At 63.1% G+C, this 20,854-nt stretch carries 15 protein-coding genes and 1 tRNA gene; 7 read left to right on the forward strand and 9 right to left on the reverse strand.

Features of this window, described 5'->3' with window-relative positions:
- Positions 1-641 precede the first annotated feature (641 nt).
- From DS839_RS35495 to DS839_RS35510, 3 genes are all read right to left on the reverse strand, one after another.
- Complete coding sequence (locus DS839_RS35495) at positions 642-1,172, reverse strand: hypothetical protein (RefSeq protein ID WP_119275293.1); 531 nt, start codon at positions 1,170-1,172, stop codon at positions 642-644.
- Complete coding sequence (locus tag DS839_RS35500; protein WP_119275294.1) at positions 1,162-2,037, reverse strand: hypothetical protein; 876 nt, start codon at positions 2,035-2,037, stop codon at positions 1,162-1,164. The genes DS839_RS35495 and DS839_RS35500 overlap by 11 nt, the downstream gene beginning before the upstream one ends.
- Positions 2,038-2,770: 733 nt before the next feature.
- A tRNA-Lys gene (locus tag DS839_RS35510) sits at positions 2,771-2,845 on the reverse strand.
- Positions 2,846-3,137: 292 nt separating this feature from the next.
- Here DS839_RS35510 and glmU point away from each other — a divergent pair.
- From glmU to DS839_RS35525, 3 genes are all read left to right on the forward strand, one after another.
- Positions 3,138-4,505, forward strand: a complete 1,368-nt coding sequence (gene glmU, locus DS839_RS35515; protein WP_119275296.1) for a bifunctional UDP-N-acetylglucosamine diphosphorylase/glucosamine-1-phosphate N-acetyltransferase GlmU — start codon at positions 3,138-3,140, stop codon at positions 4,503-4,505.
- A 2-nt stretch (positions 4,506-4,507) separates the two neighbouring features.
- On the forward strand, positions 4,508-6,337 hold the full coding sequence (gene glmS / locus DS839_RS35520; RefSeq protein ID WP_119275297.1) for a glutamine--fructose-6-phosphate transaminase (isomerizing): 1,830 nt from the start codon (positions 4,508-4,510) through the stop codon (positions 6,335-6,337).
- Positions 6,338-6,564: 227 nt separating this feature from the next.
- Positions 6,565-7,950, forward strand: coding sequence for an SPOR domain-containing protein (locus DS839_RS35525; RefSeq protein ID WP_162919018.1), 1,386 nt, complete (start codon positions 6,565-6,567; stop codon positions 7,948-7,950).
- A 6-nt stretch (positions 7,951-7,956) separates the two neighbouring features.
- Here DS839_RS35525 and DS839_RS35530 read toward each other — a convergent pair whose 3' ends face one another.
- Positions 7,957-8,355, reverse strand: a complete 399-nt coding sequence (locus tag DS839_RS35530; protein ID WP_119275299.1) for a nuclear transport factor 2 family protein — start codon at positions 8,353-8,355, stop codon at positions 7,957-7,959.
- A 139-nt stretch (positions 8,356-8,494) separates the two neighbouring features.
- On the opposite strand from DS839_RS35530, the gene DS839_RS35535 reads away from it, so the two are divergent.
- Positions 8,495-9,361 carry a DUF502 domain-containing protein gene (locus DS839_RS35535; RefSeq protein WP_119275300.1) on the forward strand — a complete coding sequence of 289 codons (867 nt, stop codon included), beginning with the start codon at positions 8,495-8,497 and terminating at the stop codon, positions 9,359-9,361.
- Between the two features lie 221 nt (positions 9,362-9,582).
- On the opposite strand, the gene recG is transcribed toward DS839_RS35535, so the two are convergent.
- Complete coding sequence (gene recG, locus DS839_RS35540) at positions 9,583-11,694, reverse strand: ATP-dependent DNA helicase RecG (protein ID WP_119275301.1); 2,112 nt, start codon at positions 11,692-11,694, stop codon at positions 9,583-9,585.
- A 76-nt stretch (positions 11,695-11,770) separates the two neighbouring features.
- Between recG and DS839_RS35545 the strand changes: the two genes are divergently transcribed.
- Both DS839_RS35545 and mfd read left to right on the forward strand, forming a co-directional pair.
- Entirely contained in the window at positions 11,771-12,037 is a 267-nt protein-coding gene (locus tag DS839_RS35545; RefSeq protein ID WP_119275302.1) for an FAD assembly factor SdhE, read from the forward strand.
- A complete protein-coding gene (gene mfd, locus DS839_RS35550) occupies positions 12,034-15,522 on the forward strand; it encodes a transcription-repair coupling factor (RefSeq protein WP_368912111.1) in 3,489 nt (1,162 codons plus the stop codon). Before DS839_RS35545 ends, mfd begins: the two co-directional genes overlap by 4 nt.
- 221 nt (positions 15,523-15,743) lie before the next feature.
- Here the strand turns inward: mfd and DS839_RS35555 are convergent, their stop codons facing one another.
- From DS839_RS35555 to hspQ, 3 genes are all read right to left on the reverse strand, one after another.
- A complete protein-coding gene (locus DS839_RS35555; RefSeq protein WP_119275303.1) occupies positions 15,744-16,397 on the reverse strand; it encodes a DsbA family oxidoreductase in 654 nt (217 codons plus the stop codon).
- Positions 16,394-18,190 carry an extracellular solute-binding protein gene (locus tag DS839_RS35560; RefSeq protein WP_119275304.1) on the reverse strand — a complete coding sequence of 599 codons (1,797 nt, stop codon included), beginning with the start codon at positions 18,188-18,190 and terminating at the stop codon, positions 16,394-16,396. Before DS839_RS35560 ends, DS839_RS35555 begins: the two co-directional genes overlap by 4 nt.
- A gap of 87 nt (positions 18,191-18,277) precedes the next feature.
- Positions 18,278-18,619 carry a heat shock protein HspQ gene (hspQ, locus tag DS839_RS35565; protein WP_119275305.1) on the reverse strand — a complete coding sequence of 114 codons (342 nt, stop codon included), beginning with the start codon at positions 18,617-18,619 and terminating at the stop codon, positions 18,278-18,280.
- Positions 18,620-18,720: 101 nt separating this feature from the next.
- Between hspQ and DS839_RS35570 the strand changes: the two genes are divergently transcribed.
- Positions 18,721-19,668 (forward strand): AEC family transporter, encoded by a 948-nt coding sequence (locus DS839_RS35570; protein WP_119275306.1) that lies wholly within the window; start codon positions 18,721-18,723, stop codon positions 19,666-19,668.
- Here the strand turns inward: DS839_RS35570 and DS839_RS35575 are convergent.
- Positions 19,628-20,842: an FAD-dependent monooxygenase gene (locus tag DS839_RS35575; RefSeq protein ID WP_119275307.1), complete on the reverse strand. Its 1,215-nt coding sequence runs from the start codon at positions 20,840-20,842 to the stop codon at positions 19,628-19,630. The two genes, DS839_RS35570 and DS839_RS35575, sit on opposite strands and share 41 nt — an antisense overlap.
- Positions 20,843-20,854 lie beyond the last annotated feature (12 nt).

The raw sequence follows: 20,854 nt of genomic DNA on the forward strand, positions 1-20,854 counted from the left end.
GCTCAACATTAATCGATTCAAGGCTGATCTCCATTTTTCAGCCTTGAATCAATTTTCTGCTGATTTGGGAATCCCCTGATTGTAAACAGGCCCTAAATGACCGTCGCTATGATAAGCTTGGGGGGTGAAACGGATGAAAATATTTGCGCACATTCTTTTGTTCGGCATTTGGCTCACTCCTCTTGCTCAAGCTGAGGAAGTGCCTGCGAACTTTGTCTGGTGTGATTGCATATGCGGCAACTACAGCCCTCTGGAGTTTGTGTGTGTAGTCAGTGTCAGCGACAAAAAGGTTTCTCACCACCTAGAGAAGATTGCTCCTCTCTCACTCAGAGTTGGGGCTTCCGTTAGCTTTAGGTCTGCATGCGAAAATCCGGCCGTATGTGAGGCCGCCGACGTTTTCCCATGGAAATCGAAAGCCTCTCAGATGCCTTTCAAGGGATTTGTTGCTGTCAAGCTACAGGCAAGCCAGCCGTACGGCCGTATTCCCGTGGGGACAACCATCAGGTTGAGAGGTTCCGCGTATGAGCCTCTTTGGCATAGTTTATTTCTCGCGGATTAACCGCTCATGCGCGCGGTTGCGACCCGCCGTTTTTCGCGTATGTCATCGCCTTTCACAGACCAGGATGATCTGTGGCTTTCGATTATGGCAACGTGGCGAAGAGAGCCTCTGGCAAAGTGGCGGACGCGGTATGTTTGTTGCCGCAGAAGCTGTTGGTGTAGGTGAAGGTTTGGGTGTCCTGCCAGGCCACTCTAATCGTCCCCGTCAACACTCTCTTGCTCACTATCTTGGTTGGTGGTGGGCTTCGGAAAAACTGTCGCTCACTGTAAACAAATACCAGATTACTTCCTATGAGGGCCCTGTTCTCTTCGAAGAAGGCGAGCAGGGCGGCGGCAGGTACGTCGGCGCATCGAAATGCTCTTGCCTTATTGGTAAAGCGAGTCGCCAAATTATACCCGGTCGTGTTCACGATGATAGGAGCGTCCGGACGATTCCCTAAATATACGCCCAACCTCAGTTCGGAATTGGGTATCGTATACATGGCGTATCCCCCCAGTTTCCACGGATTTATTTGGCCGCTGGCAACCCAGCGCATATGGTTTCCGATCCAGGCGATATGAAGGATCAGCAGACCGGCGATGATCCATTTCCTGATGTCAATGTTATCCAACATGGCTGACCACAAGGTCGACAAGGGTGCTGATTGTGAAGAGGTCGATCACAAGAAGCGCAATGCTGAGAGCCCCCAGCCAGAGAGGCATGCCGAACCGGAATACGATGCACAACAGGGCGATGTTCAGGACCTGAAAATTCATCTCGTCGGCGAAGACTCCAGCCCCCAGAAGGAAGGCAATCTCTATGGCGAGAAAGATAAGCGAGTTAAGTCCAAGCAGCAGAAGGACGCCGACGATCAGCTGCCAGGCAAGTATGAAGATGCCGATCATTTGATTGAAGACACAGGGACCGGTCGGATCGCCGCTGCAAAGAATTGAAAACATTCTCTCCGTCGTCGAGCCAGTCGCGTTGAGAAACTCAATATAAAAACCGTCGAGATAGGTGCCGGCCATGACCTTCTGGGAGAACGCAGCGATCATTACTATCCCAAGGGTCGCCCTCAGATAGAATGAGTAGAGGTCCGAATTCCACCACTCCCTGAACAGGACAGCTACGGGGATGGTCCAAAGGGCAAGCCAGGTATGATTGGCATTGCTGGTCCAATCCGGCATTATCGCAATGACCGCGATCGCGGTAAAAAGTGCGACGGCCAATCTGCTGGTCCGGGCCGACGCAGCGAGCAAGGCGCACAGCAGGATGCCTCCGACCATCAGAACGAAGATCAATGACTCCTGAAAAGCCAATTTGATACCTGACCCCATCGGGGACGGAAGTTCCTGTATGGCGACCGAGAGGAGGGCGACCGACAGTGGTGCACGGTCTCTGACGCCGCTTTCGTGATATTTCCTCGAAAGCTTGGACTCGGTTTTTTCTGACATTCCGTCAGAGGCATGATCCACGGTGTGGGGAGCCGAGCTACGCATGTCTCACTTCACCCGATTATTTTGGATCTAAATCAGGGATTCCTGCATTAGGAACTTTTAGCCCACGTTCCATGTCGAATTTTGCCGGGTTTCGACGATCAGTCAATTTGATGATGATGGAAGTTCATCGGGACGCTATCGCCTGAATGCTCTGACCTTTACCGTAACGCCCCCCGATCGTGATCTGCTTGTTCACCGAGCGCCAGGCCTTTTCGGTTAGCTCCCGCACGTTCGACGGCTCGATCGTGCGGGCGGTCGCGGATCATGATGGTGTCTTTGAAGGTGGACATTCGCTTCGCGACCGTTACTTGATCTCGATCTTTGTCTTTCGGCCCTTCGCGACCAGATACGAGATGAACGAGGCGCAGGCGCCGAACATAAATTGGGCGTCGATCTCGTCAACTTTCGCCGAGCCCTCATCCAACAAGGGATGCCGGATGCCCTCTTCAGCGTTTGAATATCCGTAGATCTTTCCAAAACTACTCTTAAGGACGCCGCTAATGTAGCCATGCTTTTCCAGAGCCTTGAGGGCGGGGCCTAGCCAGCCAGAGTTTGGCACGTAGTTCTTGCGATATCTCCTTCGGCTTCAACGGTGAAGGAAGTGGCTCAGCGCCCTCGGCCTGTGCGAAAGTGATGTCCTTGCGATCCATGGGGCTCGTTACCCGGTTCGTTACCCCGTTGGCCTGTTGGAGTCTTCTATTGAGGTGAGTTCCAGCTAACTTATTGTTTTCCTTGGTGAGCCCGGATGGGTTCGAACCATCGACCCTCTGATTAAAAGTCAGATGCTCTGCCACTGAGCTACGGGCCCAACCGATAAGGCGGGCGGACCATAGTTGCCGTGGCCCCCAGGGTCAATAGAGCCTTTCCCGGTCGATCAAACATCCAAACGGGATAAGGCTCTATTGCATGTTTGGGAGCGCTTCCTTGCCGCCAAAGTCGGGCAACCCCGGATCGGGTCCGGGGCAGGCTTTTGGCGGGAAGCACTCTGAAAGCCGTCAACGCCTCAATGCCGCCTTTGGATAAGGGCACGACTTTTGCTGTAAGAGACTGTTCAGCCTTGATATCTATCGTGCCGCCCGTTTCGGAGAGTGCCTCGCGCCATGCCAAATCCGTCGCCGATCGCCGTCATCGTCCTTGCCGCTGGGAAAGGTACGCGAATGCGTTCCGATTTCGCCAAGGTGCTGCACAGGGCCGCCGGGCGAAGCCTGCTCGGCCATGTGCTCCATGCGACCAAGGCGGCCGGGCCCGAGCGCACCGTGGTCATCTCGGGGCCCGACATGCAAGAGGTCGGCACGGAAGCGAAGCGGGTCGTGCCGGAAGCCGTCATCGCCATCCAGGAGAAGCGCCAGGGCACCGGCCATGCGGTGAGCATCGCGAAGGACGGCCTCGAAGGCTTCGAGGGCACCGTGCTGGTGCTCTATGGCGATGTGCCGCTGATCCGCAGCGAGACGATCCGGGCGCTGGCGGATGCGGTCAGCGAGGAGAGCCCGCTCGCCGTCTTAGGGTTCAGGGCCGTCAATCCCACGGGCTATGGAAGGCTCATCCAGGACCGCCAAGGCAAGCTCATCGCCATCCGCGAGGAGCTCGACACCACGGTCGATGAGCGGCGCATCGATCTGTGCAATTCGGGCTTCATCGCGGTCAGGGCGAAACTCCTGTGGGAGCTCCTGCCCAAGATCCGCAACGACAATGCCAAGGGCGAATATTATCTGACGGATCTCGTCGGCCTCACCGTCGCGGCGGGGCTCAAGGTGGCGCTCGCCGAATGTCCTGAGGCCGAGGTGCACGGCGTCAATACCCGCGCCCAGCTCGCCCAGATCGAAAGCCTGCTGCAGATACGCTACCGCCACAATGCCATGAACAATGGCGCGACGCTGATCGATCCGTCATCGGTGTTCCTTTCGGCCGATACCGAAATCGGCAAGGATGTCACGATCGAGCCCCATGTGGTCATCGGTCCCGACGTCGTCATCGGCGACAATGTCGACATACTCGCTTTCTCGCATATCGAAGGAGCGAAGATCGCGGATGGCGTGCGCATCGGCCCGTTCGCGAGGTTGAGGCCCGGCGCCGAGATCGGCCGCAACGTCCATATCGGCAATTTCGTCGAAGTGAAGAAGGCGAAGATCGGCGAAGGGGCGAAAGCCAATCATCTCACTTATATCGGCGATGCGAGCGTCGGCCCACGCAGCAATATCGGGGCAGGGACCATCACCTGCAATTACGACGGCTATGAGAAGCATTTCACCGAGATCGGTGCGGACGTCTTCGTCGGGTCGAACACGGCGCTGGTGGCACCGGTCAAGGTGGGCGATGCCGCCAATATCGCGGCGGGCAGCGTCATCACCAAGGACGTGCCCAAGGATGCGCTCGCCATCGCCCGCGGCCAGCAGGCGGTGAAGGACGGCTGGGCCAGGAAATATCGCGAGCTGAAGGCGGCGAAGAAGCGCAAGGACAAGGGGGCTTAAGCATGTGTGGCATTGTCGGCATCCTCGGCACCGAGCCCGTCGCACGGGGCATCGTCGAGGCGCTGAAGCGGCTCGAATATCGAGGCTATGACTCGGCCGGCGTCGCCACCATCGAAAGCGAGGGCCACGTCGAGCGGGTCAGGGCGCCGGGCAAGCTCCACAATCTCGAAGATAAGCTCAAGGCGAGCGCGCTCAAGGGCACGACCGGCATCGGCCATACGCGCTGGGCCACGCATGGCGTTCCCAACGAGCCCAATGCGCATCCCCATGTCTCGGGCGATGTGGTCATCGTCCACAACGGCATCATCGAGAATTTCAAGCCGCTCAAGGACGAGCTCCTGAAGGAGGGCGTCGTCTTTTCTTCGCAGACCGACACCGAAGTGGTGGCGCATCTGATCGCGCGCGAAAGGGCCAAGGGAGTCCCGCCCAAGGAAGCGGTGGCCAAGGTGCTGAAGCGGCTCGAAGGCGCTTTCGCCCTCGCCGTCATCTTCGCCAGCGAGCACGATCTCATGGTGGGCGCCCGCATGGGAGCGCCGCTCGCCGTCGGTCACGGCGACGGCCAGATGTATCTGGGATCGGACGCGATCGCGCTCGCCCCCTTCACCAACCGGGTGACCTATCTCGAAGACGGCGACTGGGTGGCGCTGACCCGCAACTCGATCGAGATCCGCGACGGCGAAGGCCGGCAGATCGTGCGGCCGATGAATTTTACGCAAGCCTCGGCCTTCATGGCGGACAAGGGCAAGCACCGCCATTTCATGGCCAAGGAGATCGCCGAGCAGCCTGAGGTTATCGGCCATACGCTCGCCGAATATGCCGATTTCGCCGAGAAGGCGGCGCGGTTGCCGAGTGAAGTGAAGATCGATTTCGCAAATCTCGACCGGCTCACCATCACCGCCTGCGGCACGGCCTATCTCGCCGGCCTCACCGCCAAATACTGGTTCGAGCGCTATGCCAGGCTGCCGACGGAAGTCGATATCGCCTCCGAATTCCGCTACCGCGAGGCGCCGATGCCGAAGAAGGGGGCGGCCATCGTCATCTCGCAGTCGGGCGAGACCGCCGACACGCTGGCGGCCTTGCGCTATTGCAAGGCGCAAGACCAGGACACGCTGGCGCTCGTCAACGTGCCGGGCTCGACCATCGCGCGCGAAGCCCATGCCGCCATCCGCACCTATGCGGGACCTGAGATCGGCGTCGCCTCGACCAAGGCCTTCACTTGCCAGCTGACCGTGCTCGCGGCCCTTGCCGTCGCCGCCGGCAAGGCGCGGGGCGCCATCAGCCGCGACCAGGAGCGCGAATTGATCGGTGCACTGACCGAGGCGCCGCGCCACATGGCCGAGATCCTCAAGGACGAGAAGCATATCGCCGAAGTGGCGCGCGAGATCGCCCACGCCCAGGACGTGCTCTATCTGGGGCGCGGGGTGAACTATCCGATCGCGCTCGAGGGCGCGCTCAAGCTCAAGGAGATCTCCTATATCCATGCCGAGGGCTATGCGGCGGGCGAGCTCAAGCACGGGCCGATCGCGCTCATCGACGAGAATGTGCCGGTCATCGTCATCGCGCCCCAGGACGATCTCTTCGACAAGACCGTCTCCAACATGGAAGAGGTGGCGGCGCGCGGCGGCAAGATCGTGCTCCTGACCGATGATGGCGGCATCGAGGCCCATGGCCAGCGGACCTTCCGGCGCATCAGGGTGCCCAAGGCCCATGCGTTCCTCAGCCCCTTGCTCTATGCCCTTCCGGTGCAGCTTCTGGCCTACCATGCCGCCGTCTTCATGGGCACCGACGTCGACCAGCCGCGCAACCTGGCCAAGTCGGTCACGGTGGAATAGGGAGCGGTCGCGCTGCGCTCACCTTGAGGTGCGAGCGAAGCGAGCCTCGAAGGGTGTGTTTCAGCAGTCTCGGTCTATCTTGAGGGACGCTTCGAGGCCCGGCTTCGCCGGGCACCTCAGCGTGAGGGGTGGCTTGAAAAGTGGCCTCGTACTGCCCTTAGCTAAGCTTTAACCTTAATGATCCACTCTCATGCCTCATGAGAGTCCGGTCAGTATTGCTTGCGTGTGTGTGTACCGCTTTTCTTGCCGCGCCTGCGGCGGTGAACGGTGCGATCGCCGCGAACCAGAGTTCACCCCTCGATCTTTCCATCGCGGCGCGCGAAGCGTTGCAGGCGGGGGATACCGCAACCGCCATCGCCGGTTATTCGGAGGCGATCGAGTCGCGGCAGCTGAGCCCTGAGCAACTGGCGAATGCGCTCATCAACCGCGGCTTCGCCTATCAGCAGGCGCAGGAGCATGATCGCGCCGTCGACGATTACACGGCAGCGCTCAGGGTCGATGCGATGAGCGGCAAGCTGCGCGCCACCGCCCTCTATAATCGCGGGCTGTCGCAGCAGAAGCTCAAGCATCCGGTGCTCGCCATCGAGGATTTCACCAGCGCGCTGTTCCTCGAGCCGGAATTCGCCCATGCCTATTATCTGCGCGGCACCATCCTGCGCGACAACGGCCAATATCTCTTCGCGCTCAGCGATTTCGAAAAGGCCATCCGCTTCAAGCATCCGCAAGCGCATCTCGCCTATTACGGCGAGGCGCTCACCTATGAGGCGCTGCGTCGCCCGGGCGACGCGCAGGCCTCGCTCAACAAGGCGATCGCCGCCAATCCGTCCTTCGAGCCCGCCCGCATCAAGCTTGCCCAAATGGGCGCGCTGCCGGCCGTCGCCGATGCCGCGGTCCAGCCCGAGGCGGAGCTCATCACTGCCTCCATCACCTCGCCCGAACAGGTCGTGCGCAAGGAGACGCTGCCCGAAGCGGTGAAGCCGCCGATGCAGCTCGTCGGCGACCTGCCGGTGCAAATGGTCAAGGCGGTGCCGGTGAAGCCGGCCAAGCTCATCGACGATCGCATCCCGCCCGAGGAAGGCCCGCAGGTCGCGGTGGTGGAGCCCGCGGCCGCTCAGCAGGAAGCGCCGCAGGCCGAGGCCAATGCCGACTACACGCTCGAGGCCGACGCCATTCCGCAGCCCAATGAGGCCAAAGCGAAGCCGGTCGAGGCCAAGCCGCAGACCGAGCAGATCGTGGCGGTGGAAGCGCTGCCCGAGCCCAAGACGCAGGCGAAGGCCGAGCCCGCCGAACAGGCCGAGGCGAAAGCGGACGATCCGACCCAAGACGACGACTTGACCACCCAGTCGAGCGACACGCCGCTCACCGGCTGGTCGGTCCAACTGTCCTCCGCCCGGGACGAGAAGGTCGCCTGGGGTACCTGGGAGAAGCTCAAGGCCCGCCACAAGGCGCTCAATGACATGAAGCCCATCGTCATCAAGGCCGATCTCGGCAAGAAGGGCATCTATTACCGCCTGAGGGTCGGCGGCTTCGACTCCCAGAACGATGCCAAGTCCGCCTGCGGCAAGCTTAAATCGCGCGGCGTGTCGTGCTTCGTCAGCAAGGCCGATTCCTGAGTTCACTCAGCGATAAGCCTCCGCGAACTGCGCGGTGTCAGTGAACTCGCGGAACTTGACGACCTTGCCACTGCCGATGGTGAAAATATGCGCCCAGTCGGCTGCCACCGATCGACCGGTCTTGCGGATCTTCCACGCATAATGGCCAAGCACACAGACGCGGTCGTCGGCAGCGAAAAACTCCATGGGCGAGAATTCGATCGTCTCTTGCTGTTCTGCGACACTCGCGAAGAGCTGCTGCACGCTCGCCTGACCCTTCCAACTGCCCAAGATCGGATAGTCCTTGTGGCGCCCATTCACGAACCAATCCACGTCCGGGGCCAAGCCTGCAATCACGGTCTTGATGTCGCCTCGCCCGAAGGCGGCATAGAGGCTCTTGACGAAGGCAATATTGGCCGCGCTCATGGGCTTCTCCTGATTTTCGATGGGCAGAGATACGGTTAAGCCGGGCCATGGTTACAGGCGGGGCTCGGCTGCACAAGGGGACCGGCGAGCGACGCCGTGACAGGCTTGCACCGAGCCCGCCGGTCATGCACAAAAGGGCATGACCCTGTCGCAGAACACCTCGGATAAGCCCAAACCGCTGGCGCCGGTAACGTCAACCTCCTTTGCCGGCAGGCTCAGAACCTATTTCCTGGCCGGTATCGTCGTCACCGCGCCAATCGCCATCACGCTGTGGGCGACCTACTGGTTCGTGACCCTGTTCGACGCCTGGCTGCGGCCAATCATCCCGCCGTTGCTCGATCCGAACCGCTATCTGCCCTTCAAAGTCCCCGGTATCGGACTGATCTTCGCGCTGGTCGGCATCACGGTCATCGGCGCGCTCGCCGCCAACCTGGTCGGACGCACCATCCTCAACTTCTGGGACCGGCTGCTCAACCGCACGCCGGTGGTGCGCTCGGTCTACAAGGGCACCAAGCAGATCTTCGAGACGCTGTTCTCGCAGTCGGGGGCGAGTTTCCGCAATGTCGGCCTCATCGAATGGCCGAGGAAGGGCATCTATTCGCTGGTCTTCGTTTCGCGCGAGGTGGATGGCGGACAGATCGGCCTCGAGCCCGGCCGGCCCATGTATGCGGTCTATATTTCGACGACGCCCAACCCGACCTCGGGCTATGTCTATTTCCTCGATGTGGCCGATGTCAGGCTCATCGACATGCCGGTCGAGGACGCGGCGAAGCTGGTGATCTCGATGGGCCTCGTTTTCCCGGAAGGGGAGGGGCCGGTGAAGGTGATCCCGGCGAGCGCCAATATCGATCAGGACGTCGCGCAGAAGCTTCTGGAGAAGCCGGTAGAGACAAAGCCGGCGCAAGCCGACAGCGATCAGGAAGCCGCGCAGAAGCTTGCGGCCAAGCCGGCGAAGAAAAAACCGGCGCGCAAGAAGGCGGCACGGACCGAGGCGACGGCGAAATAGTCTGTAGGCTGATTAATATCCCGAAGCTCCGACCCAGATTTTCCCCTCTCCCGTTGCGCAGCAATGGGAGAGGGTGCCCGACAGGGCGGGTGAGGGCTCTTTGTCTCAGCAAAGAATACTCGTCGAGATCTGAGTGCTTGCGCGAAAGAGCCCTCATCCGGCCTTCGGCCACCTTCTCCCACGCTCCGCGCGGGAGAAGGGGAAATGGGAGGGAGGGCGTCTTACCCCGCCGAGATCAGACGCACGGCGTCGTCGCGCTCGAAGAGATAGAGCAAAGAACGCAAGGCCTCGCCCCGCGGCGTCTCGAGTTTCGGATCGCGGGCGAGGATGAGGCCGGCATCGTCGCGCGCGGCGGCGAGAAGATCGGCATGCTCGACGATGTCGGCGACGCGGAAGACCGGCAGGCCCGCCTGGCGCGTGCCCAGCATCTCGCCCGCACCCCTGAGGCGGAGATCCTCCTCGGCGATGCGGAAGCCGTCCTCGGTCTCGCGCATGATGGTGAGCCTCGCCTTGGCGGTCTCGCCGAGCTTGCCCTGATAGAGGAGGAGGCAGGTCGATTTGCCCGAACCCCGCCCGACGCGGCCGCGCAACTGATGGAGCTGGGCCAGGCCGAAGCGCTCGGCATTCTCGATCACCATCACCGTCGCCTCCGGCACGTCGACGCCGACCTCGACCACAGTGGTCGAGACGAGGAGGGTGATGTCGCCCGATTTGAAGCGCGCCATGGCGGCGTCCTTCTCGGAGCCCTTCATGCGGCCATGGATCAATCCGGTCCGTCCCGGAAAGGCCGCGGCCAAGGCCTTGGCGCGATCCTCGGCGGCGGCGAGGTCGACGAGCTCGCTCTCCTCGACCAAGGGGCAGATCCAATAAGCCCGCCCGCCGGAAGCGAGCAGGCGGTGCAAGCCCTCGATGACCTCGTCCATGCGCTCGGAAGGCAGAACACGCGTATCGACCGGCTGACGGCCGGCGGGCTTCTCGGTGAGCTTCGAGACATCCATGTCGCCATAGACGGTCAGCGCCAGGGTGCGCGGGATCGGCGTCGCCGTCATGACCAGGAGATCGGCATTCTGCGCCTTGGCCTGCAGCGCCAGGCGCTGATGGACGCCGAAGCGATGCTGCTCGTCGATGACCACGAGGCCGAGATCGCGAAATTCGACGCCCTCCTGGAACAGCGCATGGGTGCCGACCAGGATGTCGATCTCGCTTGCGGCCAAAGCGGCGAGCAGCTCGTCGCGGGCGCGGCCTTTCTCGCGGCCAGTGAGCAGAGCGAGGCGAAGCCCGGCCTTGTCGCACAGCGGCGTGAGCGTCGCGAAATGCTGGCGGGCGAGGATCTCGGTCGGCACCATCAGCGCCCCTTGCGTGCCCGTTTCGATCGCGGTGGCGAGCGCCAGAAGCGCCACCACCGTCTTGCCCGAGCCGACATCGCCTTGCAGAAGCCTGAGCATGCGCTCGGGCGCCGCCATGTCGCGCAGGATTTCCGCGAGCGAAGTCTGCTGCGAGGAGGTCAGCGAATAGGGCAGCGCCGAAACGATGCGGGTCCTGACATCGCCGGTGCCGGCGAGCTTACGCCCCGCCTTGCGCTTCATGTGCTTGCGCACCAGCGACAGAGCGAGCTGATTGGCGAGAAGCTCGTCAAAGGCGAGCCTCAGCCGCTCCGGCGTCAGGAGGTTCAGATCGTCATGCGTCGCGGGCTGATGCAGCTTGCGCAAAGAGGTGGAGAAATCACCCCAGCCCTTGCGCTTGAGCCAGCTTTCGTCCTGCCATTCGGGCAGAGACGGAATCTTCTCGAGGCTCGCCCTTATGGCGCGGCCGAGGATGCGGGGCGAGAGGCCGGCGGTCAAAGGATAAACCGGCTCGATCAAGGGCAGCCTGGCGAATTCCTCGTGGCTGACGATGTGATCGGGATGAGCGATCTGCGGTGAACCCTGGAACCAGTCGACGGCGCCCGAGATGAAGCGCGTCTCGCCCGGCGGCAGCATGCGCTGCAGATGATCGGCAAAGGCGTGGAAGAATACCAGGGTCAAGGTGCCGGTGTCGTCGAAGCACTCGACGCGATAGGGCAGGCGCTTCAGATGCGGCGGCGGCGGGCGGTGCTTGCCGACGGTCACCTCGACGGTAACGATGCCCTTCTCGGGCAGTTGATCGAGGCGCGGGCGCTCGCGCCGGTCGATGAGCCCGGAGGGCAGATGGAACAGGAGATCGAGGATGCGCGCCTCGGCATTGGCCGGCGCCCCCGGGCGCAGCAGCTTCGCCAAGACCTTGTCGAGCTTGGGACCGATGCCCTTGAGGCTCGTGGCGGCGGCAAAGAGGGGATTGAGGCGATTAGGGCGCATGGCCCAATTTCCTGTGTCAGCAGTCATCGCGCAAGTGATTGCGCGAAGCCCTCTCAGCCGCTAAGCAGGGCGGTCCATGACCACCCTAAAGGAAACCGTCGAAGCCCGCCGCAAGCGGCTCCTCTGGCGCGCCAGCCATCGCGGCACGCGCGAGATGGATTTGCTTCTGGGCGGTTTTGCCAGGAGCCACGTCGAGCGCTTCAGCGCAACGGAACTCGACGAACTCGAGACCATTATCGGCCTGCCGGACCACGAGCTGATGGGCTGGATCCTGGGCGGCGTTCCGGTGCCGCAGCGGCAAGTGACGGCGACGCTCAAGGCGCTTCTCGATTACCGACCATGATCGACAGAAAACGTCTCACCGAACGCCTGGGCCTGTCCGGGCGCAGCATCGTGTCGGGTTGCCTCGAAGGGCTCGACGCCATGGCGGCGGCCGAGGCGGCGCGCCTTCTCAAGGGCGAGCCCCTCATCCATGTGGCGCTCGACGACCAGCGCATGGCGAGCCTCGCCGAGGCGCTCGCCTTCTTCGCGCCCGATGTCGAGGTGATCTCTTTCCCGGCCTGGGACTGCCTGCCCTATGACCGGGTATCGCCGGCGGCGAGCATCGTGGCGCGGCGCCTGGCGGCGCTCGCTTCTATCGCGGAGGGCTCAGCGAAGCCGCGCATCATCCTTACCAGCGTCAATGCGGCGCTGCAGCGGCTGCCGCAAGCCCAACTCATCGCCGAGACCACCTTCAGCGCCGCGCCCGGGCAATATGTCGATACTGAGAAGCTGCAGCTCTTCCTGCAGCATAACGGCTATTCGCGCACCGGCACCGTGGTCGATGCCGGCGACTTCGCCATACGCGGCGGCATCATCGACATCTATCCGCCGGGAGCGGAAGGTCCGGTGCGCCTCGATTTCTTCGGCGATGCGCTCGAATCGGTCCGGCGCTTCGATCCGCAGTCGCAGCGCTCGACCGGAACGCTCCGGTCGCTGGTGCTGCATCCGGCGAGCGAGGTGCTGCTGACGCCCGTCACGATCGGGCGCTTCCGCACCTCCTATGCGGCGGCCTTCGGCGGCCTCGACATCAACGACCCGCTCTATGAATCGGTGACCAATGGCCGGCGCTATCAAGGCATGGAGCATTGGCTGCCGCTCTTTCATGAGAAGCTGGCGACGATCTTCGATCATGTGCCGAACGGCGCCGTCTCGCTCGATCACTCAGCGGACGAGGCGATAAGCGCCAGGCTCGAGCAGATAGCCGAATTCTACGACGCGCGGCGCGAGGCGCTGACCCAGGAGACTTTTGGCGCCGCACCCTACAAGCCGCTCAAGCCCGATGCGCTTTACCTCACGCTGAACGAGTGGACCGAGCGCCTGGCCGACCGGCCGGTGCTCGCCTTCACGCCCTTCGAGACGCCGGAGACGGGAGGCCAGCCCGTCCTCTCGATGGGCGGCCGGCAGGGGCGTAATTTCGCCGCCGAGCGCGCCGAGGCCGGCGCCAATGTCTATGAGGCAGTGCGCGGTCACGCCAATGCGCTGCGCTCCGCCGGCAAGAGAGTTGTGATCGCCACCTGGACGGAAGGCTCGGCCGAGCGGCTAGAGACCATCCTGCGCGATCACGAGCTCGCACCGCTCGCCGCCGCCAAGGACTGGGCCGAGGTGCTGAAGCGGCCGCAGGACATCGTCTCGATCATGGTGCTGGGGCTCGAAGCGGGCTTCGAGGTCGCGGACTTAGCGATCCTCTCCGAGCAGGACATTCTCGGCGACCGCCTGGTCCGGCGCGGCCGCAAGGCGCGCAAGGCAGCTGATTTCATTTCCGAGCTGTCCGCACTCGCTCCCGGCGACCTCGTCGTCCATGTCGATCATGGGCTCGGTCGTTTCGAGGGACTCAAGACCATCGAGGTGCAGGGCGCCCCGCATGACTGCCTGTTCATCATGTATGCCGGCAATGACCGGCTGTTCTTGCCCGTCGAGAATATCGAGCTCCTGTCGCGCTACGGCGCCGATGAGGAAGGCGCGCAGCTCGACCGGCTGGGCGGCGGCGCCTGGCAGGCGAAGAAGGCGAAGCTCAAGGAGCGCATCCGCGAGATCGCCGAGAACCTGATCAAGACGGCGGCGGCGCGCGAGCTGAAAGCGGGCGAGGTCATGCCGCCGCCCGACGGGCTCTATGATGAATTCTGCGCCCGCTTCCCTTATGAGGAGACGGAAGACCAGCTCGCCGCCATCGAGGCGACGCTGGAAGACCTGCAAAAGGGCCGGCCGATGGACCGGCTGATTTGCGGCGATGTCGGCTTCGGCAAGACGGAAGTGGCTTTGCGCACGGCCTTCGTCGCGGCCATGAACGGCAAGCAGGTGGCGGTTGTCGTGCCGACGACGCTGCTGTCGCGCCAGCATTATGCGACCTTCACCCAGCGCTTCCAGGGCCTGCCTTTGCGGCTGGCGCAGGCCTCGCGCCTCGTCGGGCGCAAGGAGGTCGAGGCGGTGAAGCAAGGGCTTGCCAAGGGCGAGATCGACATCGTCGTCGGGACCCATGCGCTCCTCGCCGAGAGCGTGAAATTCCGCGACCTGGGCCTCCTCATCATCGATGAGGAGCAGCATTTCGGCGTGAAGCATAAGGAGCGGCTCAAGGAGCTGCGCGCCAATGTACATGTGCTCACTTTGACGGCGACGCCCATTCCGCGCACCTTGCAGCTCGCTCTGTCGGGCGTGCGCGAGCTCTCGCTCATCACCACGCCGCCGCTCGATCGCCTCGCGGTCAGAACCTATATCTCGCCCTTCGATCCCGTGGTGGTCCGCGAGTCGCTGCTGCGCGAGCATTATCGCGGCGGCCAGAGCTTCTATGTGTGTCCGCGCATCACCGATCTCGAGGAGCAGGCGGATTTCCTGCGCAGCCATATCCCCGAGATCAAGTTCCGCATGGCGCATGGCCGCATGGCGCCGACCGAGCTCGAAGACATCATGAGCGGCTTCTACGACCGCAAGTTCGACGTGCTGCTGTCGACCACCATCGTCGAATCCGGCCTCGACATCCCGACCGCGAACACGCTGATCATCCATCGCTCCGACATGTTCGGCCTGGCGCAGCTCTATCAGCTGCGCGGCCGCGTCGGACGCGCCAAGCAGCGCGCCTATGCGCTGCTGACGACGCCCGCCAACCGCACGCTCACACCGGCGGCCGAGAAGCGCCTGAAAGTGCTGCAGTCGCTCGATTCACTGGGCGCCGGCTTCACGCTGGCGAGCCACGACCTCGACATCCGCGGCGCCGGCAATCTCTTGGGCGAAGAGCAGTCGGGCCATGTCAAGGAAGTGGGCTACGAGCTCTATCAGACCATGCTCGAAGAGGCGGTGGCCAAGTTGCGCACCGGCGAGGAGACGCTCGAAAGCGAGGGCACCTGGTCGCCGCAGATCAATATCGGCACCTCGGTGCTCATCCCCGAGACCTATGTGCCCGATCTGCAATTGCGCTTGGGCCTCTATCGGCGGCTCGCCGACCTCCAGGAAGAAAGCGATCTCGACGGCTTCGGCGCCGAATTGCACGACCGCTTCGGGCGCGTGCCGGAAGAGGTGAAGCACCTGCTCGACGTCGTGTCGATCAAGCTCCTGTGCCGCAAGGCCAATGTGGCGAGCGTCGATGCGGGACCGAAGGGCGCGGTGATCGGCTTCAGGGGCGATCAGTTCGCCAATCCGAAGGCGCTGGTCGAATGGATCACCGGGCAGGGCACGCTCGCCAAATTGCGTGCGGCGGATATGAAGCTGGTGATCATGCGCTCATGGGACTCGCCCGAAGAGCGCCTGAAAGGCTCGCGCCAGATCATGACGCAGCTCGTCAAGCTGGCGGCGTGACGACACTCCCACGAATAGGCTGGATGGCCGCCTCAGGGGCGGCCATGTAGTCCCGTCCCGTCGGTTGCTACTCCTCGAAGGTCAGATCGAGCGGGCGCGTCAGAAAGAAGCGCAAGGCGACCACATTGCCGATGACGGTCACAACCACAGCGCCGATCAAGAAGGCGAGTGACATGGGTAGAATCTCCCCTTTTCCCAATGATCACGCTGCGCCTCGATGGTTAACGGGCGGTTAATGCCGTTTGCTCGATGGCTCGCTTGATCGTTTCCGCCGGCTGCGCGCCGGAAAGCGCGAAGCGCCCGGCCAGGATGAAGGTGGGAACGCCGCCGATGCCCATCTTCTGGGCGCCATTGATCTCGGCGATGACCGGATCGAGATCGGCCTCGGTGCCGAGGAGCTGGGCCACGAGTGCGGCGTCGAGGCCGACGTCAGCCGCCGCCTTGGTCAGCACATCGCTACTGCCGATGTCGGCGCCTTCGACGAAATAGAGCGCGAAGAGGCGGTCCGCCATCTCGTTCTGCTTGCCCGCCTCATGCGCCCAGCGCAGCAGGCGATGGGCGTCGAGCGTGTTGGGCGAGCGGGTAATCTTGTCGAAGGCGAAAGGAATGCCCTCGGCCTTGCCGATCTCGATCAGGGGCTTGTGGAGATTGGCCAGACGCTCGCGGCCGAATTTCCGCTCGAGATAGGTCTGGCGCGGCATGCCTTCCTTGGGGATGGTGGGATCGAGCTGGAAGGGCCGCCAGAACACGGCGAATTTCCGCCCGGGCAGCATGGCGAGCGCCTGTTCCAGACGATGCTTGCCGACATAGCACCAGGGACAGACGACATCGGAGACGACGTCGATGGTGATGGGATCGTTCGCGGGCTTGGTCATGGTCTAGCATACCATAGTGTGGCGTCCTCGAAACCCGGAAGCGGCTGCCGGTCGGGCCGGCCGACGCGCGTCCAGCGCGCCACCCATTGGCCGCCGGAATTGTAGAAGGGCACGATGTAGAAGCCGTTGACCAGGAGCCGGTCGAGCGCCCGGACGGCGGCAACGAAATCCTCGCGCGTCGTGGCTTTGAGCAGAGCCTCGATCATGCGATCGACAGCCGGATCGGCGATGCCCGGATAGTTGCGCGTTCCCTTGGTGTCGCGGCCGGCGCTGCCGTAATAGAAATCCTGCTCATTGCCGGGCGAGAGCGAATTGTACCACATCACCGGCAGCATATCGAAGTCGTAGGTGTCGAGCATGCGCTGGAACTGGGCGGAATCGACCGTGCGGATGGTGACCCTGATGCCGATCTGACGCAGCGTGCGCTGATAATGCAGCGCAACCCTTTCCTGCTCGCGGCTCAGGCAGGAAATGGTGAAGGCGAAAGCCTCGCCGGTCTTGCGGTTGACGAGCGTCTCGCCGCGGATCTCCCAGCCGGCCTCGCTGAGCAGCGCCACGGCGCGGCGCAGCATCTTGCGGTCGCGGCCCGAGCCGTCGGTCCTGGGCAATTCATAGCTGCCGTCGAGGATTTGCGGATCGATGCGCCAGGCATCGGCACCGAGAAGCGCCACTTCGCGGGCATCGGCCGGATGGCCGAGATAGGACAATTCCGAGCCCGAATAATAGCCTTGTGTGCGGCGATAGAGGCCGGAAAAGATGTTGGCGTTCAACCATTCGAAGTCGAAGGCTTCGACGAGGGCCCGGCGCACCAGGGGATCGGCGAACAAGGGCCGCCTGGTGTTGAAGGCGAAGCCATTCGCGGCGGCGGGCGTCTTCTGTTCGATCCGCTCACGCACGACCTTGCCCGCCTTCGCCGCCGGAAAGTCATAGGCTTGCGACCAGCGGCCGGGATCGGTCTCGACCCTGACGTCGACGAGGCCCTTCTTGAAGGCCTCGAGAGCCGAATTGCTGTCACGGAAATAATCGACGCGCAGCTCATCGAAATTCCACAGGCCGCGATTGTAGGGAATCGCCTTGCCCCAATAGTCGGGATTTTTCTTGTAGGTGATGCGCTCGCCCGGCCTGACCTCAGCCAGGACATAGGGCCCTGAGCCCATGATCGCATCGAGCGTGCTCGCCTCGAAATTGCGGGTCTCCCAATGGTGCTTCGGCAGGATCGGCATCAGCCCCATGATCAGCGGCAATTCGCGGTCGCCCTCGTCCTGCGTCATGATGATGGTGCGGGAATCCGGCGTCTCTATACTCTTGACCTTGGAATAATAGGTCTTGAATCGGGGCAGACCGTGATCGCGCAAGGTCTCGAGCGAGAAGACGACATCGGCGGCGGTCACCGGCTTGCCGTCGGAGAAACGCGCCTGGGGCCTCAGCACGAAGGTCATCCGGCTGCGGTCAGGGCTCACATCGATGCTTTCGGCGAGAAGGCCATAGACGGTGAAGGGCTCGTCATAGTTGCGGCTCATCAGGCTTTCGAAGACATGCGGAGAGACGCTGAGCGCCTTCTCGCCCTTGACGATGAAGGGATTGACGCTGTCGAAGCTGCCGGTGGTGGCCAGGCGCAACAGGCCGCCTTGCGGCGCCGAGGGATCGGCATAGGGCAGGTGCGCGAAGCCCGGCGGCAAGGCCGGCTCGCCATGCATGGCGATGCCGTGGCGCGGTTCGGCCGTGACGGGGCCCGCGGCCGCGAGGCAGGCGAGTGCCGCGACAAAGAGGCGGGAGATCCAGATCTTGGCCATGAAAGGAACTCGCCGATTCGGTTGCAAGGACCGGGTCAGGACGATTGCAACGGGAAACCGTCCAAAATGATGACCGGCTCGGCAGATTTAATGTCTGCGGGCGCCGCGCAGCCGATAGCGGCTGTTCTTCGAATCGAAGCCTTCGAAGAATTCCCGGATCTGCGGATGACGGATCGGCTCGCCGGTCTCGTCGTCGAGCAGATTCTGCTCGGAAACATAGGCGACATACTCGGTTTCTTCGTTCTCGGCGAAGAGATGATAGAAGGGCTGGTCCTTGCGCGGGCGGATGTCCTCCGGGATCGACAGCCACCATTCCTCGGTGTTGTTGAAGACCGGATCGACATCGAAGATCACGCCGCGAAACGGGAACAGCCGATGCTTGACCACTTGCCCGATGCGGAACTTTGCCTGGGGAATTTCGCCCGTCATAGCCCCTTTGATGACAAGCCTTGACCGTAAAGGCAAGAGGGCAGTGAGTCGCTTGTTGAAAAGGGAATTGCCTCCCATTAAGGAGGGGCCAGAGGTAACTATTGGCCGAAATTCTCGATCTCGCTCTGCCGTTTTTCGGCCTTGTCGTGCTTGGTGTCGCGGCCGCCCGTATCTGGGCGGTCGGCGATCAGGGCCTCGAATGGCTCAACATCTTTCTCATCTGGTTCGCGCTGCCGGCCTTGATCTTCCTTGTCGTAGCGGCAGCGCCCTTCGAGAAGCTGATCGATTGGCCTTATGTCGCGGCCACCGCATCCGCGACGGCTGTCGCCTTCATGACCGTGTTCCTCGTCTCCTGGCGGCTTCTCGGCACGACCTTCAAGGTCGCGGTCCTGCAGGGCACGGCCGGCAGCTACGGCAATGTCGGCTATATGGGGCTGCCGCTGGCGGTCGCCTTCTTCGGGCCCGAGGCCGCGGTGCCGGCAGCGCTCGTCTTCTGTTTCGACTGCGCCTTGCAGTTCACCCTCACCGCGTTTCTCGCGACGCTCGCGCATGAGCGCAACGAGGATGCGCATTGGGGCGAGATCGGCCTCAGCATCGTGAAGCGGGTGCTCGGCCATCCGTTCATCGTCGCCACGATCCTGGGCGGCATCGCATCGGCCTTCTCCTTCACGGCGCCGGGCGCCTTGGGCACGATCCTCACCATGCTGATGAATTCGGCGGGGCCGGTGGCGCTCTTTGCGCTCGGCGTCACGGTCGGCGCCCGCAAGTTCGGCGGCATCGGGCGCGAGATGCCGCTGGTCGCCGGGATGAAGACGATCGTGCAGCCGCTCATCGCCTTTGCCGCTCTGAGCCTCATCGTGCCCGGCCTCGATCCCTTGTGGCGCGACGTCGCCTTGATGATGGCGGCCTTGCCGACCGCCTCCAACGCCTTCATCCTCGCCAGCCAGTACAAGGCCTATATCGAAGGCGCATCGACCGCGGTGCTCATCACCACCATCATCTCAGGGATCACGATCCCGTTGCTGATCTATCTGCTGCAGGCGGGATAGAGGATCCGCCGAGGCCGATCGTCATGGCGAAGCGGCGCAGCGGGCCGAAAGAGGCGAGCGCCGCAAGCCCCGCGGCGCGGCCCGCATCCATCGGCAAATAGCCCGAGAGCAGCGAGCGGTTCATCAGATCGATGACCGCTTGCCTCGGCCGCACGTCGCGCTGGCGCCGCCCATCATAGTCAGACAGGACCGCGTCGCCGCCGAAATCGTCGCCCTTGTCGCGCGCCGCGGTCATCAGAGCGACGGCGTCATGGGCGTCGCGGAAGGACATGTTGAGGCCCTGGGCGCCGATCGGCGGCACGATATGGGCGGCCTCGCCGATCAGCATCACGCGATGCCGGGCAAAAGTTTCGGCGCGGGCACCCGACATGGGGAAGGACTGGCGCGGGCCGATGTCGCTGACGAGGCCGAGCTCGCCATGGCTCATAGCCTGGATCTCGGCCGCCAGCGCCTTGCCGTCGAGGGCCATGAGCGCATCGGCGCGCTCTGGCCTCTCCATCCAGACCAGCGACGAGCGGTGTCCCGGCAAGGGCACGGTCGTGAACGGACCGGCCGGCTTGTGATATTCGCTCGATATGCCGTGATGCGGTCGCGAATGGGCGAAGCTCACGGCGATCGCCGTCTGCTCATAGGACCAGGTGACGGTGCCGATCCCCGCCGCCTGGCGCAAAGGCGAATGGCGGCCGTCGGCGGCGAGCACGAGCCGGCCTGCAAGCGTCGTGCCATCGTCCAAAGCGAGGGTGGCGATCCCGCCCTTGACCGAGCAGCCGGAAACACTGGCGCGACGGAACTCTGCGCCGAGCTCACGTGCGCGCTCCTCGAGCGCGGGCTTCAGCACCGCGAGCGGGATGTTCCAGCCGAAAGCCTCGAGGCCCGCTTCGCGCGCCGAGAAAACCAGTTCCGGTGCGGAGAAGAGGGCGCCCGTGTCATCGACGAGGCGCAGCTTGCGCAAAGGCGCGGCGATCTCGATTAGCGTTCCCGGCCACAGACCCGCCGCTTCGAGCACCGCGAGCGAGGGCATCATGAGCGCCACGGTGCGGGGGTCGGGCCGCGTGCTTTCGGGGCCGGTGACCATGGCGGTGGTGAAGCCTCCGGCCGCCGCAAGGCAGGCCGCGACGAGGCCGGCGGGGCCGGCACCCGCAACGATCACATCGACATCGGCATGCTCTGACATCAGGTCACAATG

Source organism: Taklimakanibacter deserti (assembly GCA_003574785.1).